This window comes from Modicisalibacter luteus DSM 23508 (genome assembly GCF_000378505.1).
Lineage (GTDB): Bacteria > Pseudomonadota > Gammaproteobacteria > Pseudomonadales > Halomonadaceae > Modicisalibacter > Modicisalibacter luteus.
This window is the reverse complement of the sequence record NZ_KB899989.1, coordinates 325,762-339,621: the sequence shown is the minus strand read 5'-3', so window position 1 is coordinate 339,621 and position 13,860 is coordinate 325,762. Positions and strand designations below refer to the sequence as shown.

General features: G+C 61.1%; 9 protein-coding genes. 5 read left to right on the top strand and 4 right to left on the bottom strand.

Annotated features, from left to right (window positions below; translation table 11 throughout):
* Position 1 precedes the first annotated feature (1 nt).
* Positions 2-2,437, bottom strand: coding sequence for a glycerol-3-phosphate 1-O-acyltransferase PlsB (plsB, locus tag F568_RS21955; protein WP_371827857.1), 2,436 nt, complete (start codon positions 2,435-2,437; stop codon positions 2-4).
* Positions 2,438-2,504: 67 nt separating this feature from the next.
* Between plsB and F568_RS0101585 the strand changes: the two genes are divergently transcribed.
* Positions 2,505-3,656: a phospholipase D-like domain-containing protein gene (locus tag F568_RS0101585; protein ID WP_019016945.1), complete on the top strand. Its 1,152-nt coding sequence runs from the start codon at positions 2,505-2,507 to the stop codon at positions 3,654-3,656.
* Between the two features lie 16 nt (positions 3,657-3,672).
* Here the strand turns inward: F568_RS0101585 and F568_RS0101580 are convergent, their stop codons facing one another.
* Positions 3,673-4,320, bottom strand: a complete 648-nt coding sequence (locus tag F568_RS0101580; RefSeq protein WP_026300263.1) for a YecA/YgfB family protein — start codon at positions 4,318-4,320, stop codon at positions 3,673-3,675.
* Between the two features lie 69 nt (positions 4,321-4,389).
* Between F568_RS0101580 and F568_RS0101575 the strand changes: the two genes are divergently transcribed.
* The 4 genes from F568_RS0101575 to F568_RS0101560 all read left to right on the top strand — a co-directional run bounded on the left by F568_RS0101575 (position 4,390) and on the right by F568_RS0101560 (position 9,178).
* Complete coding sequence (locus tag F568_RS0101575; protein WP_019016943.1) at positions 4,390-4,938, top strand: SprT family zinc-dependent metalloprotease; 549 nt, start codon at positions 4,390-4,392, stop codon at positions 4,936-4,938.
* 158 nt (positions 4,939-5,096) lie between these two features.
* Positions 5,097-7,046, top strand: coding sequence for an acetate--CoA ligase (gene acs / locus F568_RS0101570; RefSeq protein WP_019016942.1), 1,950 nt, complete (start codon positions 5,097-5,099; stop codon positions 7,044-7,046).
* A gap of 254 nt (positions 7,047-7,300) precedes the next feature.
* Positions 7,301-7,963, top strand: a complete 663-nt coding sequence (locus F568_RS0101565) for a response regulator (protein WP_019016941.1) — start codon at positions 7,301-7,303, stop codon at positions 7,961-7,963.
* A 285-nt stretch (positions 7,964-8,248) separates the two neighbouring features.
* Complete coding sequence (locus F568_RS0101560) at positions 8,249-9,178, top strand: hypothetical protein (RefSeq protein WP_019016940.1); 930 nt, start codon at positions 8,249-8,251, stop codon at positions 9,176-9,178.
* Between the two features lie 39 nt (positions 9,179-9,217).
* Here the strand turns inward: F568_RS0101560 and mntR are convergent, their stop codons facing one another.
* On the bottom strand, positions 9,218-9,634 hold the full coding sequence (mntR, locus tag F568_RS0101555) for a manganese-binding transcriptional regulator MntR (RefSeq protein WP_019016939.1): 417 nt from the start codon (positions 9,632-9,634) through the stop codon (positions 9,218-9,220).
* A gap of 141 nt (positions 9,635-9,775) precedes the next feature.
* Positions 9,776-13,729, bottom strand: a complete 3,954-nt coding sequence (locus F568_RS0101550; RefSeq protein WP_019016938.1) for a hybrid sensor histidine kinase/response regulator — start codon at positions 13,727-13,729, stop codon at positions 9,776-9,778.
* Positions 13,730-13,860: the final 131 nt, after the last annotated feature.

The window sequence follows — 13,860 nt, the reverse complement described above, 5'->3', positions numbered from 1 at the left end:
TTCACTGGCGGGCGATCTGACGCAAGCGGTGGCGCAGCCCAGGGTCGAACAGCACGCGGCCTCGCAACTGCGCAGCTGCCAGTGCCTTGTCGAAGCACAAGTGACTCCCCTCACGCCATAGCCAGCCTTCCTCCTCCAGCGTGTCGAGCAAGCCGCTGAACAGGCGCCGGTCGAAAAACTCCGGGGCGTTGAGACCGGACAGCAAGGTCAGCCGCTCGGCCAATTGGCGGCTGTGTTCCTCGAGTTCTTCCCGGGTCAGGCTACCGCTGGGGTAGCGCAGCAGGGCGGCGAGCAGCAGATAACCGCGTTCCAGTGACGGCTGAATCAAACGACCTAACAGACTGAGGCGTTCGCTATCCGCCTCGTGGCTGGGGGGGCGCCGCCAGATACCGTTCTCGTGGCGTAGCAAGCCCAGGCTTACCAGGCTTTCTAGCGTGGTGTCGAGCGCCTGGCGAAAGTTGCCGGGCAACGAGACGCTCAGCTCATGGTCGATCAATGGCCAGGCCGGGGCCAGCAGTTCGTACAACGTATCGCGATCCAGGCGTGCATTATTGCGGAACGCGAAGGCGACCAGTGCCGGTAGGGCGAACAAGTGAAGTACGTTGTTGCGATACCAGGTGAGTAGTGTGGCCTGCTGGCTGTTGGCCAGAATCAGTTCGCCCAGCGCCTGGTCGCGCCGCTCAATGAAGCCCAGTGTATGCGCGGCGGTGAGCCACTCGTCTGGTGTCCCACCCGGCAAGCTGAGATGCACGCCGCCGGGATGTAATCGCTGCAGGTCGGTCAGCATCACCATCTGTTCCTTGAGTAGCTCAGCCTCGATAGCGCGGTGTGGCGTGGCGAGCAGCACCAGTGCCACTAGATTAACGGCATTGAGGGACGCAGCGGCATTGATGCGACGACTGAGCTCGCGGCCCAGCGCCGGGACCGCGCGGGTCAACCATGGTGGGCGCGTATCATTCTCCGCCTGGCGCCAGCTTGGGATACAGCCATCAAGGAATTCGCCCAGGCGCAGCGGCTCGCCAACGTTGACCGAGACCTGCCCGAAAGGCTGACGCAGTTGCCCTAGCACCCTTACTAGATCGAACGGTGATTCCTCCTTCTTGACGCTGCCCTGCAGTTCCTTGAGATAGCTGCTGCTTTCCAGCACTTTCTCATAACCGATATAAACCGGGACGAAGGCAAGCTCGCGGTGAGTGCCGCGCAGGTAGGAACGCAGGGTCATGGCCAGCATGCCGGGGCGTGGAGTCAGCATGCGTCCACTGCGTGAACGCCCGCCTTCAATAAAGTATTCCACCGGATGACCGCGTGACAGCAGGCGATGCAGATACTCATTGAATACGGCCGAGTAGAGGCGGTTATCCTTGAAACTGCGGCGCATGAAAAATGCCCCTCCGCGTCTTAGCAGCGGTCCGACCATTGGCATGTTGAGATTGCGGCCCGCAGCGATGTGGGGCGGCATCAGGCCTTCCCGGTAGAGGACGTAGGAGAGCAGCAGGTAGTCGATGTGACTGCGATGGCAGGGAACGTAGACCAGGGTGTGGTCGCCTGCTAGCGCCTTGGCTCGTTCCAGCCCGTTGACCCGTACCCCGGCATAAAGCTGATTCCAGAGGCGATGCAGTAGCTGGGCCAGAAAGCGCAGTACCGGGTAGCTCATGTTGGAAGCGATCTCGCGCCCGTAGCGCCAGGCACGGCGGCGCATGCGCTGCGGAGACTGCCCCAATGCGGTGGCGCACTCTTCGATGGTGCGCTGGATTACCGGGCTGGCGACGACACCTTCGATCAGTATGTTGCGGTGCGACAGATCGGGTCCTAGTACGCGAGTGCGGACGCGACGAAAGTGTACGCGTAGCAGTCGCGACACCTTGCGGCTGGTCAGCTCTGAGGAACGGCCATCGGACAGCTCGCGTAGCGATAGCGGGGCACCCAAGTGTAGTTCGACATCCTTGCCGTTGATCAGCACCGACAGCAAACGGCGCATGCGTCCGGTGAGCTTCCAGTCGTCGGCAGCCAGCAATTTCCAGAAACCGAATGTCTTGCCCGGGGCCCTTCCCCAGAACACGCTGACCGGGACCAGTTGCACATCCTGGTCAGGATGTTGTTTGAGTTCATCGATCAAGGCCGCGAACGGCGCGGGCGCAGGCGGCAAGCGGCCCCATAATCGCCGACCCGGCCTGGGCAGTGGAACGCATGCCTTCAGGGCATGGGGGCCCAGGTGCAGCCGTGCATCAGGAGGCGGCAGGTCGTGGCGTGCACAGAAGGCTTCCAGCAGCAGGCTATCGGACAGCGCCGTACGGGACAGGATGTAGAGCGTGGGCTTGTTTGGATCGAGACCCAACGTGTGGGGATCGGGCTCGACCAGGCGCAGGTCGACCCAGCGCGCAAGCAGCTTGCGGAATGGCGGACGCAACGGTTGGAGCAGGGAGGTCAGCAAGGCCACTCCTATGCCGGCAAGGGAATATTGCGGCATTATAGCGATTTGTCTTACGAACTGGAGCGATAAGGTATTGAGAAAGCATACGGCGGAGTCGGGCCGGCGCAGACGCGGCACGTGGCGGGATGGCAATCATTTCACGCTACTGGCCGAAGGTCGGCGATATCTGCCGGTCATGGAAGACGCCATTGCGGAGGCTCGCTCGTTCATCATTCTCGAACTGTACCTGATGGAGTCGGGACGGTTGGCCGGACGGCTCATTGACCGGCTGGCCGACGCTGCGCAGCGTGGCGTGAATGTCCTGATGCTGCTCGATGGCTTTGGGTCCATGGGACTCGACGGCAAGGATTGCGACAAGCTACGCGAGGCCGGCGTGGCCTTGCGCTTCTTCAATCCTCTGGCCTGGGGGCATCTGGGTAACGTACTCATGCGAGACCATCGCAAGCTGCTGATCGTCGACGGCCAGGTGGCGTTTACCGGTGGCTTTGGGGCGGTCGATGAATTCATTGATGCTTGGTTCGATGTCGCGGTACGTATAGAAGGGCCGGTCGTGGCCGACTGGCTGCAGCTCTTTGCTCGTTTATGGGGCTCGCCGTTGACCCGAGGCGATGGCGATCCGGCGCTCGTCCAACGCCTGAAGGCACACGGACAGCCAACGGCGGAACGTACAATGCTAGGTCGCGTGATGTGGGGCCAGGGGTATCGCTACCAGGCCATTCGCCACTCCTTGCATCAGCGCGTGATGACCGCCCGGCAGCGCATCTGGGTGTGTACGCCCTATTTCGTGCCTACCCTGTCGCTGCGCCGGCGCCTGGCCCGGGCAGCCCGACGTGGGGTTGATGTCAGGCTACTGCTGCCCGGCGATACCCACGATCACCCCGGCGTCAGGTATGCCGGACAGCGTTTCTACGGCAGGTTGTTGCGTGCCGGGGTAAGAATCTACGAATACCAGCCGGGTTTCATTCATGCCAAGATCTCACTGGCGGATACCTGGGTCAGCGTCGGTTCCTGCAATTTCGATCACTGGAGCCTGCAATGGAATCTTGAGGCCAACCAGGAGGTGCTGAATGCCTCCTTCGCCGACCAGACGGCAGCCCTGTTCGAGCACAACTTCTCGGTGAGCCGTGAAATACTGCCTGCTCAGTGGGCTCAGCGGCCCCGGCGATACCGATTCCGGGAATGGGTTTTCGGCACTCTCGATTCCTGGGTTACGCGCTTGCGCTGACAGGCGGGCAAGCGCCTCAACGACGTCGCTTGCCGCCGCGTCCGGCGGGTTTTTTCTTGCGCGGTGTTGGTTTGGGACTCTCCGGGGGCACTCGGTAGTGAAGATATAGATCGAGGGTCAGCTCCGGAAGTTGCTGCACGAGGCGTTCTGCCTGGGTGGCATCCCGGCTGAGGTCGGCCATTTCCGGCTCGTCCTCAAACAGGCCCGACAGCACCATGAACGGGAGCAGCAGGGTAGCGGCGTCTTCCTCGTTACCTTCGAACCAAGCCGCCTCGTCGAGGAATACTCCCTCCATGAAACCGGCGCACCAGTCACCGATCGGGGTTTCCTCGGGCGCAATGCCGCCGAGTTCCAGCTCGAATGGGAGTTCTGGCAGGTGACCTTGCTCAAGGGCCTCCACGGCGTTGTTGCGCAGGCGCTCGAGGAGGCTGAGGATCTCGTCGCGCTCGGCGTCGTCGATAAACTCGGGCTCGCCATGGAACAGCTCGCCAACCCAGGTCGTGGCCGGGATGTCACGGGGGGCCACGGCTAGGGCCACCAGGAATCCGTGGGCACCGATCACGTCCAGAGCATCGGCATCGACCCGGTCGGAGTCGAGGAAATCATCCAGGCGATCCAGCTCTTCGTCATCAAGCAGCGGGGTGGGGCGTGGCGTCTCTTGCATGTCGTTTTCACCGAAAAAATGAGTCTGGCGCTGGACGCGCGCCGCATTGAGCGGCATTCTAGCATCGCAATGCAATCCCCTGTGCTTCCAACCCCTGATCCCGAAGAACTCGCTGCCCTCGACAGGCCGGCATTGTATGCCCGCGCCATAGAGCGGGTCGATGCCGCCTGGAGACTCGCCTGCGAGGTGTATCCCGAGCTGCCGCGCCCCAAGGTGTGGCTGGATATCCGTGGCAAATGCGCCGGTCAGGCCCATTTCGGTCGCGGTGGACTGCGCCTCAACCCGGTTCTGCTCAGCGAGAATCGCCAGGCCTTCTTCGTCGATGTGATTCCCCACGAGATGGCGCACTGGCTGGTTCATCACCTCAAGGATGGCAGTCGCGTGCAGCCACACGGCCGCGAATGGCGTAGCGTTATGACGCGCCTGTACGGTCTCGAGCCACGCGTGACACATCGCTTCGATACCCGCTCGGCTAGCCCGGCGCCTCATCGTTATGACTGTGCCTGCCGCAGCCACTATTTTAGCCACCGTCGCCATGCCCGTGCCCGAGCCGGTCAAGCCTATTTTTGTCGACAATGCCGCCAGACCTTGGTCTATAAGGCTTTGGAACAACTTTGAAATTGTCTTCTTAAGTTTTTGAATATTAAGAAGAAATCGCTTCTACCAATGTCTAATAGGGTGCAGCCCCCTGTCTGGGTATATGCTGAATGCACTTTCAGGGGTCGGCTTATTTCCGAAGCCGACAGAAACATGTTTCAAGGTGCAGAGGCTTAGGTATGACCGAACAGCAGAAAGTCTATCCAGTGCGTGACGAGATCGCCGCCAACGCCTGGGCGGACAGGGAAAAATATCAGGCCATGTACCAGCAGTCGGTAGACGATCCTGAAGGGTTCTGGGCTGAGCAGGCCAAGCGCCTCGACTGGGCCAAGGCTCCGACCAAGATCAAGCACACCGAATTCGACGCGGAAAATGTCGACATCCGCTGGTTCGAGGACGGCGAGCTCAACGCCAGCGTCAACTGTCTGGATCGCCATCTGGAAACGCGTGGCGATCAGCCGGCAATCATCTGGGAAGGTGATGACCCCAACCAGAGCAAGACCCTGACCTATCGTGAGCTGCATGCGCAAACCTGCCAATTGGCCAATGCACTCAAGGAACTCGGTGTCGGTAAGGGCGACGTAGTCACCCTTTACATGCCGATGATCCCCGAGGCGGCGATGGCGATGCTGGCCTGTGCCCGCATCGGTGCCATCCACTCGGTGGTGTTCGGCGGCTTCTCACCGGATGCTCTGGCTCAGCGTGTCGTCGATGCACAGTCGAAGCTGGTCATCACCGCGGATGAATCGGTGCGCGGCGGCAAGCACGTGCCCCTCAAGGACAACGTCGATGCTGCGCTGACCCGGACAGGCACCGATGTGGTGGATCATGTGCTGGTGGTCAAGCGCACTGGGGGCGACATCGACTGGAACGATGGCCGCGACGTCTGGTATCACGAGGTGGCCGAAAAGCAGTCCACCGATTGTGCCGCCGAGACCATGAATGCCGAGGACCCGCTGTTCATCCTCTACACTTCAGGCTCCACCGGGGCGCCCAAGGGACTCAAGCACACCACTGGCGGTTATCTGTTACATGCGTCGATGACTCACCAGTACGTCTTCGATTACCACGATGGCGAGGTCTACTGGTGCAGCGCCGACGTCGGCTGGGTCACCGGGCATAGCTATATCGTCTACGGGCCGCTGGCCAACGGTGCTACCACCCTGATGTTCGAGGGCGTGCCCAGTTATCCGTCCCACGGCCGTCTCGGCGAAATCATCGACAAGCATAACGTGTCGATCCTGTATACGTCCCCGACCGCCATACGCGCCCTGATGGCTCATGGTGACAACGTCATGCAGTCCAGCAAGCGCGACAGCCTGCGCCTGCTTGGTTCGGTAGGCGAGCCGATCAACCCGGAAGCCTGGGAATGGTTCCATCGGGTGATCGGCAACTCACGCTGTCCCATCGTCGATACGTGGTGGCAGACTGAGACCGGCGGCATCATGATTGCGCCACTACCCGGCGCCACTGACCTCAAGCCGGGCTCTGCCACGCTCCCGTTCTTCGGTGTCATGCCGGCGCTGGTCGATAACGAGGGCAACATCCTCGAGGGCGCTACGGACGGCAATCTGGTGATTCTGGATTCCTGGCCGGGTCAGGCGCGTTCGATCTGGAACAATCACGAGCGCTTCGTTCAGACCTACTTCTCGACCTACAAGGGGATGTATTTCACCGGTGACGGCTGTCGTCGCGACGAGGATGGCTACTACTGGATCACCGGGCGTGTCGACGACGTTATCAACGTTTCGGGCCACCGGATGGGTACCGCCGAGATCGAGTCCTCCTTGGTAGCTCACCAGGCCGTCGCCGAGGCAGCAGTCGTTGGCTATCCGCACGACATCAAGGGGCAGGGCATCTATATCTACGTTACTCTGGGCGATGAATACGAGCCCAGCGATGAGCTCAAGAAGGAGCTGGTCCAGTGGGTGCGCAAGGATATCGGTCCGATCGCCTCGCCGGATGTCATTCAGTGGGCTCCGAGCCTGCCCAAGACTCGCTCTGGCAAGATCATGCGCCGCATCCTGCGCAAGATCGCGGCCAACGAATGTGAGGGTCTGGGCGACACAAGCACGTTGGCCGATCCGAGCGTAGTCGAGGACCTGATCTCCAACCGCGCCAATCGCTGATTTCGCATTGTCTGTCAGGCCATCTTCCTCTGGACCCTGGGCGCTATGACAGGATGGGGTAAGCCAGCTTACGGTGGCCTGATTCTCATGCCGGCTCAAGGAGCCGGTTTTTTCATGGTTTTTTATGATCCTTTCATTCCAACCTTGGGAATCCGGCAAGGCATGGGGTAACATGCGGAAGGAAAAGGCGGATCGTGTCCAGCACCGCCGAGACGGTGCGGCCGTACGCTGCAGGAGGATCCGGAGGAGACTCAATGGCTTTTGCCCAGAAATTCATCGTCGCTGACGATCATCCGCTGTTTCGCGCCGCATTGACCCAAGCGCTACGGCAGGTGGCGCCGCAGGCCGAAATCGTCGAAGCTGACACCATGGATGCTACGACCGAGGTGGTAACGCGTCATCCCGATGCCGATCTGATCCTGCTCGACCTGCATATGCCTGGTGCGCACGGTTTCTCCGGCCTGATTCAGTTGCGAGGTCAGACTCCGGATATTCCGGTGGCCGTCGTTTCGGGCAGTGACGAGCCGCACGTGGTACGCCGAGCGATCGACTACGGGGCGTCTGGTTTCATTCCCAAGTCGGCCTCACTCAGTGTGATTGCCGAGGCGGTTGGGGAAATTCTTGATGGCGAGGTCTGGCTCCCGGAGGAGATGACCGGTCTGCTCGAGGATTTCAACGAGGAAGAGGCGCGCTTCGCCGAGGCTATCGCTTCGTTGACGCCCCAGCAGTTTCGCGTACTCAACATGCTCACGGAAGGGCTGCTGAACAAGCAGATCGCTTTTGAGCTCAACGTATCCGAAGCCACGATCAAGGCCCATGTGACCGCCATCTTGCGCAAGCTGGGTGTGCATTCACGCACTCAGGCGGTAATCGCGGCTCAGAAGCTCGAGGTCGAGCCACCCAAAGTCGAGAGCTGAGCCAGCTAGGCTGCTGCTCCAGGCGATATAGCGCCCCGTTCAGGCCCGCTCATGATGCGGGTCTTATGCGTTCTACCGTCTACCTCCTTAAACCGTATACCCCCTTCAATAGTCCAGATCCGTTTGAGCCGCCTTCTGTGCGTGGCTACGCTGACAATACGCAGGCCATTCGGTCCGGTAAGCCAGCGTAATCGCCAGTGCCTGCTTGCCTCTCAGGAAGTGCATCATTCAGGGCCTGGTGACGCCTTCGTTGCCGTAGCCCGGCCAGTGGAAGACGGAGTCGGTATGAACTTTCCCCATCGAATCAGCCCTGCATGGAGCCTGAGCGCCGCTCTGGCAGCGTGCTGGTTATCTTTCCCGGCGGTTGCCGCCGAGCGCAACGATTCATCGCCGCGGCCGGTTTCCGCTGTGGGGGAACTCGGCGATATTGCCACTTTCAAGCCCGCCCACACTGGGCGGTGGCATTTTCGGGGCTCGCTTGGCGTGGCGAGCAGCGATTATTCGCGTGGCGCTTACGATAATGAAGGCGAAGACCTCGGTCAGGTTGTTTTCGGTGTCGGACTGAGCGCCACCGCGCAGTTGATTGATGGCGCGACGGGGCCGCTCCACGGGCTCAACCTGACGTTCGGAACCTCGAACGGTATTGCCAGTGGCGACCACCGGCCGGTGATGGACGATGGGCATTGGTACGAGAGCAACTGGTATCTCGGTCTATCGGCGCGTTTGGGAGAAAACTGGCTAGGGGCCGTTACACAGTCGGGTTTCAGTTCGCCAATTGAGGATTTCGAGTTCACTCAGGAAACGACGCTGGCAGCGCAGTATGCCGATGGATCGGCGCTGGGACAGCTAAGTCCTCAGCTCAAGATAACCAAGCCGGTCGGCGAGCAAGACGACGGTTGGTTGGTAGCCGCCAACATCGCGCCGCAGATGCCACTGACCCAGGGACGCTATTCGCTCACGCTGAGCTTCCCCGTGGAGGTCGGGGTCGGCTTTGACGGTTACTATGGTGCTGAGCGTGGCACCGGCCGGTATCTGGACGCCGGTGTCGGGGCGAGCCTGCCGCTCAAGGGGATGGCTGGAGGCGTCGGTAACTGGAACCTGAACGGTCAGATCGGCGTACTGGCGCGAAGCGATGAAATACGTCAGGCCGATCCCGCCTTTTCACGCGATACCTTGATCCCTCATGCCTCGCTGACACTCAACGTGGCCTACTAATTGGATAGATCGAGCAAGCCGAAAGGATGGCAGCTGCGATCAATTTACCGTTTGGCCCAGGAAACGGCGCATGGCGGCGACGGTTTCTTCGCTACAGTGATGCTCGATGCCTTCGGAGTCGGCGCGGGCGATCTCTTCCGGTACACCCAGCTTGCGCAAGGTGTCGAGTACCACTGCGTGGCGAATAGCCACGCGTTTGGCCAACGCTTCGCCGGACTCGGTCAGGAAAATGCCTCGGTAGGGGCGGGCAACCACCAGACCATCGCGTTTCAGGCGCGAAATTACCTTGGAAACAGCTGCCGTACTGACCCCGAAGCGCTCGGCGAGGTCACTGGCTCTCGCCTCGCCCAGGGTAGAGTGAAGATGCGCGATTTCCTCCACGTAATCTTCCACCAACTCGGTCTGGTGATCCTGCCGAACTCGCTTGAAGTGTTCGTGCTTGGGCATGGAGTTCATTCAGGGGCTCTTGTCACTCACCACGAAGAGTAAAAAATAACACGTAACCATTGAGAGCCATAATCGACGTGTCAATGATGGCCGAAAGGCTTAGATGCGGCCTGCATCAGACAACGCAGGCCGTATCGAACCTTGAATGGGTCATTGTGTTTGGCGGACGGCACGGTTGGCCTGCAGGGTACGTGTGAGCAGGGCGCGCAGGGCAGCAGGGCGCACCGGCTTGAGCAGCAGCTGATAGCCGGCACGCTTGATCTCCTCGGCGACTTCGTCGGTGCGGTCGGCGGTGATCACGATGCCCGGCACCGGTCCTTGACAGCGCTCGGCCAAGGCCTCTAACGCCATCAGGCCAGTAACTTCATTGTCCAGATGATAATCGGCAAGGATAGCGTCGGGATCGCTGTCGAGGTGACGCAGGATCGACTTGGCTCCACCGATCGAGGTGGCCGTGAACACTTCGCAGCCCCAGCCGGTGAGCATGGCCTTCATGCCTTCGAGAATCAGCGTCTCGTTGTCGATACAGATCACCCGGGCACCGGCCAGCTTGTTGCCGGCGCGCCGGGAGGGAATATCTTCGGCCGTCTTGTCGCTGGCGCGTGCTGCCACCGTCGGGACCGACACCGAGAATAAGGTGCCCACTCCCTCCCAGGAACGGACCTTGATCGGGTGATCGAGAACCCGACTCATGCGATCGGCAATCGACAGGCCCAATCCCAGGCCCTTTTCGCTCTCCTTGTGTCGCGAGGCCTGGTCGAGACGCCGGAACTCCTGAAAGATCTCGGTCAGCTTGGACTCGGGAATGCCCGGGCCGGTATCCCAGACTTCGATGGACAGCCGCTCGCCGCGTCGCCGGCAGCCCAGCAGCACTCGACCATGCTGGGTGTAGCGCAGTGCATTGGAGAGAAAGTTCTGGATGATTCGACGCAGCATCTGAGTGTCGCTGTCCACCCACGCCTTGGTGCTCACGACGTTCAGATCGAGCCCGCGCTCCTCGGCCATCACTTCGAATTCGGCCCGTAGTGGGCGGAAGATATCGCTCAGGGCGAAATGGCTACGGCGCGGTGTCAGGGCGCCGGCATCCAGCTTAGAAATATCGAGCAGGGTGCCGAGTAATTCTTCGGCGGCCTGCAACGAGTTGTCGATATGTCCGATGGTACGCTTGAGGTCCTCGGCATCGACCTGTTGCGATAGTGCCGAGGTGAACAATCGTGCAGCGTTCAGTGGCTGCAATAAATCGTGGCTGGCGGCGGCCAGAAAGCGGGTTTTCGAGGTGTTGGCATCCTCGGCGACCTGCTTGGCCTGGCGTAAGGCTTGTTCTGCCTCGGCGCGCACGCGGTTCTCCTGGCGCAGCGCGGCGTTGGCCTCCGACAAAGCCTGGGTACGTTCGCGGACGCGTTCTTCTAGATTCTCGTTGGTTTCCTTGAGCGCGATCTCGGCCAGGCGCCGCTCGGTGATGTCCTGATAGAGCGCGAAGAAACCGAGGATGGCGCCGCCATCCCCGAAGTGAGGCGTGTAAGTGACCAGCATATAACGCGTGCCACCGTCGCCGTCATCGAGCGAGATCTCGAAACTCACCCGCTCGCCGCTCAGCGCCAGGCGCATCCAGGGCGCTCGATCCCGGGCGATGGATTGCGACATCACGCTCTCCACTCGCTCTCCGATCACTTCGTTACGGTCGATGCCAAAGGCCTGTTCATAGGCGCGGTTGGTGAAGAGGTAGCGGCAATCCTTGTCGAAGTAGGCGATCAGTGCCGGCACGTTGTCGGTATAGATTCGGATGTTATTTTCCGAGCGGATCAGCGCTTCCTCGGTGCGCTTCTGCTGGGTGATGTCCTGATAGGTGTAGACAAAACCGCCACCGGGCATGGGGTTGCCCTGCACCTCGAGCACGGTGCCATCCTGGCGGTAGCGCACGTAGCGGTGCGGCTGCCCCTGGCGAATATTTTCGACCAGCAGATCGACGTGCTCCTCGGGATCGCCGGGCCCGTACTCGCCGTTATGGGCGTTATAACGGAAGATCTTGTCCATGGGCGCGCCGACCCGGATCAAGTGATCGGGAAAGCGGAACAGCTCGAGGTAGCGCTGGTTCCACACCACCAGGCGCAGGTTCTGGTCGACGACACTGATGCCCTGGTTGATGTTCTCGATGGTTGCCTGCAGCAGGGCACGGTTGAACTCGAGAACTTGCGAGGCCTCGTCGACGATGGATATCACGTCCGAGATACCGATGCCGCGGCCCTGCAGTGCCGAGTTGACGACAATGCGTGCAGACGAGGCCCCGAGCACCGACGCCAGGAAGCGTTCGGTGAACTGGATCACATCGATCGAGGCGCGGGTGTTGTACTCCAGAGCCTGGCCGCTGCGCCGGGCATAATCGTCGAAGGCGCGCTGGACCTGGCTGGCGCCGAGGAAGCGTTCACACAGGACCTTGAGATCGCCCACCGTAGTGGCACCGGTCCATGGCCGATTGACCGAAGTCTGGCGGGTTTCGACGCTGTCGACGAACAATGAGGCCTGGATGCGCTCTACGACCCGCTGCGGGGTGATCTGTGAAACGAAGATATAGCAGAACAGGTTGAGGCCCAGCGACAGCATTACCCCATGGGTAAAGGGATCGCCAAAATGCAGGCCGAACAGTTGCGTTGGTGAGAGCCAGGCAATGCCGAAGGGGCCACCGGCCATCCAGTCGCCGGACACCACCCCGGCCTTGGCCAGGGTCGGCAGCAGCAACGCATAGGCCCATACCGCAAAACCGATGTTCATGCCGGCGATAACGCCGAGACGATTGCCACGCTTCCAGTACAGGCCGCCGAGCAGGGCAGGAGCGAACTGGGCGGCGGCGGCAAACGATAGCATGCCGGTGGATGCCAGCGAGCTGAACTCAGCGGTCAGCTTGTAGAAGCCGTAGGCCAGCGCCAGGATGGCCACGATCGTCACGCGCCGTGCGCGCAATACCAGGCGGCCATAATCGCGGGCCTTGGTGTCGAACCAGCGCATGCGGAACAGCAGCGGAATGACGATCTCGTTGGAGATCATGATGGATACCGCGACTGCTGCCACGATCACCATGCCGGTGGCAGCGGAGAATCCTCCGATGAAGGTCAGCAGGGTGAGCAGATCGTTGCCGGCGGCCATGGGCAGGGCCAGCACGAAGGTGTCGGGCTCTACACTGCCATGCGGGAACAGGGTCAGGCCGGCGGCGGCAATCGGAAGGACGAAGAAGCCGAAGACCACCAGGTAAAGCGGAAACAGCCAGCGTGCCCGGGCGGCATCGTCGGGGTGGGTATTCTCGACCACCATGACATGAAACTGGCGAGGCAGGCAGAAGATCGCCAGCATGGCCAGCAGGGTCTGTGCCCAGAAGCTTTGGCCGAAGTCCTGTTCCGCCAACTGGCGCTGCAGCTCCAGATAATCGTCGGCACGTCCCAGCAGATCGCCAAGCCCATTGAACATGCCCCAGGTGACATAGGCACCCAAGATCACGAACACCACCAGCTTGACCAGCGACTCGAAAGCAATGGCGTGTACCAGGCCTTCGTGGTGCTCGGTGGCGTCGGTGTGGCGGGTGCCGAACAGGATGGCGAAAACGGCCATGACCACGGCAACATAGAATGCGGTATCGGCGAACAGCGGAGCGCGGGTCATGTCCGAAGTCGATGTGAGTACCACGAAGGCCGCCGAGACGGCTTTCAACTGCAAGGCGATGTAGGGCAGCGTACCGATCAGTGCCACCAGACTGGCGAAGGCGGCCAGCGACTGCGTCTTGCCGTAGCGCGAGGCGATAAAGTCCGCGATCGACGTCACGTTCTGGCGCTTGGCGACACGAATCATCTTGGCCAGGATTGGCCAGAACAGCAGGAAGGTCAGCAGCGGGCCGACGAAGATACTGGCGAATGACCAGCCCGAGGTCGCCGCCTGCCCCACCGCCCCATAGAAGGTCCACGAGGTACAGTAGATGGCCAGGGCGAGACTGTAGATCACCGGGCGACGTTGTACGGCGCCGCGCAGCTTGGCGCGCCGGTCGCCACGCCAGGCGATGAAGAACAGAATGGCGATATAGCACAGCGAGATGGCGATCAGCAGCCAGCCAGCAAACATGAGCGTTCCCCCTTGGTCAGCCGCTATTCTAAGGCTTGGCTGAGCGCTCGACGAGCGGTGGTCGGGCACTGCAAGAAGCGACGAAGAAGCGCAGTTTACATGAGTGAGCCCTCCGGCCCGACCTTCGTACG

Bases quoted from the DNA above. Each gene is read 5' to 3' on its own strand.
- F568_RS0101580 (WP_026300263.1), bottom strand. From the start codon at position 4,320: ATGCAAGAGACGCCACGCCCCACCCCGCTGCTTGATGACGAAGAGCTG.
- F568_RS0101575 (WP_019016943.1), top strand. From the start codon at position 4,390: ATGCAATCCCCTGTGCTTCCAACCCCTGATCCCGAAGAACTCGCTGCC.
- acs (WP_019016942.1), top strand. From the start codon at position 5,097: ATGACCGAACAGCAGAAAGTCTATCCAGTGCGTGACGAGATCGCCGCC.
- F568_RS0101565 (WP_019016941.1), top strand. From the start codon at position 7,301: ATGGCTTTTGCCCAGAAATTCATCGTCGCTGACGATCATCCGCTGTTT.
- F568_RS0101560 (WP_019016940.1), top strand. From the start codon at position 8,249: ATGAACTTTCCCCATCGAATCAGCCCTGCATGGAGCCTGAGCGCCGCT.
- mntR (WP_019016939.1), bottom strand. From the start codon at position 9,634: ATGAACTCCATGCCCAAGCACGAACACTTCAAGCGAGTTCGGCAGGAT.
- F568_RS0101550 (WP_019016938.1), bottom strand. From the start codon at position 13,729: ATGTTTGCTGGCTGGCTGCTGATCGCCATCTCGCTGTGCTATATCGCC.